Consider the following 3,538-nt stretch of genomic DNA (forward strand, 5'->3'; position numbering starts at 1 on the left):
CCCCCCGCTACGGGGGCTTCGCCCCCCTAGGAGCCCCCGGGGTATGTGTGGGTGCTCTCTGGGGTGAGAGGGGCTCGGAGCGGGGCTTTAGAGGTCTACCTCGTTCATGAGCATGCCGACCTCCGTGTTGGTCATGCGGCGGAGCCAGCCGGACTTCTGGTCGCCCAGCGCGATGGGGCCGAAGCGGGTGCGGACGAGTTTCTCGACGGGGAAGCCGGCTTCGGCGAGCATGCGCCGCACGATGTGCTTACGGCCCTCGTGGAGGGCGACCTCCACGAGGTAGTTCTTGCCGTGGTTCTCGACCACGCGGAAGTGGTCGGCGCGCGCGTACCCGTCGTCCAGCCGGATGCCGTCCTTGAGCTGCTTGCCCAGTTCCCGCGGCAGCGGGCCCTGGATGGCGGCCAGGTAGGTCTTCGTCACGCCGTAGCGCGGGTGGGTGAGGCGGTGGGCCAGCTCACCGTGGTTGGTGAGCAGGATCAGCCCCTCGGTCTCGGTGTCCAGCCTGCCGACGTGGAAGAGCCGGGTCTCGCGGTTCTGGACGTAGTCGCCCAGGCACTGGCGGCCTTCGGGGTCCTCCATGGAGGCGACGACGCCGGCCGGTTTGTTCAGAGCGAAGAAGACGTAGGACTGGGTGGCGATGGTCAGCCCGTCGACCTTGATCTCGTCCTTCTCCGGGTCGACGCGCAGCCCCTGCTCGACGACGATCTTGCCGTTGACCTCGACCCTGGCCTGGTCGACCAGTTCCTCGCAGGCCCGGCGGGAGCCCATACCGGCGCGGGCGAGCACCTTCTGGAGGCGCTCGCCTTCCTGCTCGCCGAAGGTCTTGGGGAGCTTGACGGCGGGCTTGCTGTGCCGGGCGCGGTTGCGCTCCTCGATCTGCGCCTCGTACTCGCGGGGGCGTGCGGGCGCCGAGGCTTTGCGGTCGCGTGCCTTGGGGGCGCCGCTCTTGGTGACGTTCTTGCGGATGTTGCCACCGCTTTGACCGCCACGGCCGGTCTGGCCGCCTCGGGGCTTCTGGCCGCCTCGGGGCTTCTGGGCGCCTTGGGACTTGGCGCCGCTGCGGCCGTCGCCGCTCGGTCGGCCGTCGCCGCTCGGGCGGCTGCCGCCGGTCTGGGTGTAGCGGCGCTCCTCGGGGCGGGGCTGGCGGGACTGCTGGTCCCGGCCCCGCTGGCCGCCGCCCTGGCCGCGCGGGGCGCCGCCGCGCGGGGCGCCGCCGCGTGGGGTGCCCTGGCCGCCGCGGCCCGCGCCGCCCTGTTTGCCGCCTCGGTTACCGTCGGTGTTCCTGCCGCTGCTTCGCATCAATGTTCCGTCTGGGGCTCGGGGGAAGGATCGTCTACGTCGAACGACGGCATGCCTTCTGGGGTCTCCCCCTCCACGGCCTCCGCCTCCGGAAGGAAGGGCGCCAGCTCCGGAAGCTCGTCCAGGCCGCGCAGGCCCATCCGCTCCAGAAAGTAATGCGTCGTCCTGTAAAGGATCGCACCTGTCTCGGGTTCCGTGCCCGCCTCCTCCACGAGACCGCGCTGGAGCAGCGTACGCATGACGCCGTCGCAGTTCACGCCGCGTACCGCCGAGACGCGGGAGCGGCTGACCGGCTGCCGGTAGGCGACGACGGCGAGGGTCTCGAGCGCGGCCTGGGTCAGCCGCGCCTGCTGGCCGTCGAGCACGAAACGCTCGACCGCGTCCGCGTAGTCACCGCGCGTGGAGAAGCGCCAACCACCGGCGACCAGTCGCAGCTCGAAGCCGCGCCCCTGGACGGTGTACTCGTCGGCCAGCTCGCGCAGGGCGTCGGAGACCTCGCGGGGGCGCCGCTGGAGCACCTTGGCCAGGTGCTCGGCGGTGGCGGGTTCGTCCACGACCATGAGGACCGCCTCCAGGGCGGGTTTCAGCTCCAGCTGAGCGACCTGAAGGTCTCCGGCGGGCGGCTCGGTGCCCGCGCGCGCCGCGGCCGGGGAGACATCGGCCTCCTGTACCTCGTAGCTCTCCTCGGCCGTGCCGGCTGCTGTGTCACTCATTCCTGTGCTCCTCTGGCTCCTGCCTGCGCGCTCCCGGCTCCTGGTCGAACTCGTCGGTCACCACGGGCGCGGTGTCGACCGTGCCGCTCCACCGTACGAGCAGCGCGCCCAGCGCCTCGTCCTGGTCCAGTTCGACGGCCCGCTCGCGGTAGAGCTCCAGCAGCGCGAGGAAGCGGGCGACGACGGTGAGGGTGTCGGTGGTGTCCTCGGTCAGCTCCTGGAAGCTGGCCTCGCCCCGCTCCCGCAGTCGCGCGACGACCACCTCGGCCTGCTCGCGGACGCTGACGAGGGGCGCGTGGATGTGCTCCACGTACACCTGCGGTTTCGGCTTGGGCCGCATCGCCTTGACCGCCAGCCTGGCGAAGCCCTCGGGGCCGACGCTGAGCGCCACTTCGGGCAGCAGCTCGGCGTGGTGCGGCTCCAGCCCCACCGTGCGGGGGAAGCGCCGGGCCTCCGTCTCCAGGCGGCCCGCGAAGATGGTGGCGATCTCCTTGTAGGCGCGGTACTGGAGCAGCCGGGCGAAGAGCAGGTCGCGGGCCTCCAGCAGCGCTAGGTCCGCCTCGTCCTCGACTTCGGCCTGCGGCAGCAGCCGTGCGGCCTTCAGGTCGAGCAGGGTGGCGGCGACGACGAGGAACTCGGTGGTCTGGTCGAGGTCCCACGCGGGCCCCATGGCGCGGATGTGCGCCATGAACTCGTCGGTGACCTTGGAGAGCGCGACTTCGGTGACGTCCAGTTTGTGCTTGGAGATGAGTTGGAGAAGGAGGTCGAAGGGGCCCTCGAAGTTGTCCAGGACGACGCGGAACCGGCCGTCGTCGGCCTCCCCCTCGCCCGCCGTTTCCGGCTCAGGCTCCGGCTCCCCGACGGCCGCCGGCTCCGTGGCCGTGTCCGGCCCGTCTTCGGCGGCGGCGTCCGGCTCCGGTTCGTGCGCCGCTGCGGGCCCCCGCCCCAGCGGTCGGCGGGGGCCCCGGCTGCGGAGCGCTTCGTCAGGAGTCGGTGGGGGCATCGCAGGCAGCGTACTGGCAAGCAGGTCAGCGCCCGCGCAACCGCCGTACGAGAATGCTCGCGTCTCCGCGGGATTCGAGGTCGGCGAGGACCACGGCGACCGCCTCGCGGACGATGCGGCCGCGGTCGACGGCGAGCCCGTGTTCGCCGCGCAGTACCAACCGCGCGTGTTCGAGGTCCATCAGCTCTTCGGCCGAGACGTAGACGGTGATCTTCTCGTCGTGGCGCTCACGCCCGCTGGGCCGGCGGGCCGCGCGTCCGCGGCGCGATGACGCTGAGGACGTGGCGGTCGAAGAGGGCGGGGCCTGGCGGTTCTTGGTGCCGCCGCCGCGCCGTGCGGGCCTCTCGCCCTGCGCGGGGGCGGCCTGTTGGGGGCACGCCCGCTGGGCCGGCGGGCCGCGCGTCCGCGGCGCGATGACGCTGAGGACGTGGCGGTCGAAGAGGGCGGGGCCTGGCGGTTCTTGGTGCCGCCGCCGCGCCGTGCGGGCCTCTCGCCCTGCGCGGGGGCGGCACCAAGAACCGCC

General features: G+C 72.5%; 4 protein-coding genes. All 4 read right to left on the bottom strand.

What is annotated here, in order from left to right:
* Positions 1-87: 87 nt before the first annotated feature.
* Positions 88-1,299, bottom strand: a complete 1,212-nt coding sequence (locus AB8Z75_RS32565; protein WP_369208369.1) for a pseudouridine synthase — start codon at positions 1,297-1,299, stop codon at positions 88-90.
* Positions 1,299-2,012, bottom strand: a complete 714-nt coding sequence (gene scpB, locus AB8Z75_RS32570; RefSeq protein ID WP_369208371.1) for an SMC-Scp complex subunit ScpB — start codon at positions 2,010-2,012, stop codon at positions 1,299-1,301. The genes AB8Z75_RS32565 and scpB overlap by 1 nt, the downstream gene beginning before the upstream one ends.
* Positions 2,005-3,015: a segregation/condensation protein A gene (locus tag AB8Z75_RS32575; RefSeq protein WP_369208373.1), complete on the bottom strand. Its 1,011-nt coding sequence runs from the start codon at positions 3,013-3,015 to the stop codon at positions 2,005-2,007. The genes scpB and AB8Z75_RS32575 overlap by 8 nt, the downstream gene beginning before the upstream one ends.
* A gap of 25 nt (positions 3,016-3,040) precedes the next feature.
* Positions 3,041-3,538: hypothetical protein (locus AB8Z75_RS32580; RefSeq protein ID WP_369208375.1), on the bottom strand; the 498-nt coding region annotated here is incomplete at its 5' end.

This window comes from Streptomyces sp. PU-14G (assembly GCF_041028275.1).
GTDB lineage: Bacteria > Actinomycetota > Actinomycetes > Streptomycetales > Streptomycetaceae > Streptomyces.

Excerpts from the sequence above, each read along its gene's own strand:
- scpB (WP_369208371.1), bottom strand. The coding sequence starts at position 2,012 with ATGAGTGACACAGCAGCCGGCACGGCCGAGGAGAGCTACGAGGTACAG.
- AB8Z75_RS32565 (WP_369208369.1), bottom strand. The coding sequence starts at position 1,299 with ATGCGAAGCAGCGGCAGGAACACCGACGGTAACCGAGGCGGCAAACAG.
- AB8Z75_RS32575 (WP_369208373.1), bottom strand. The coding sequence starts at position 3,015 with ATGCCCCCACCGACTCCTGACGAAGCGCTCCGCAGCCGGGGCCCCCGC.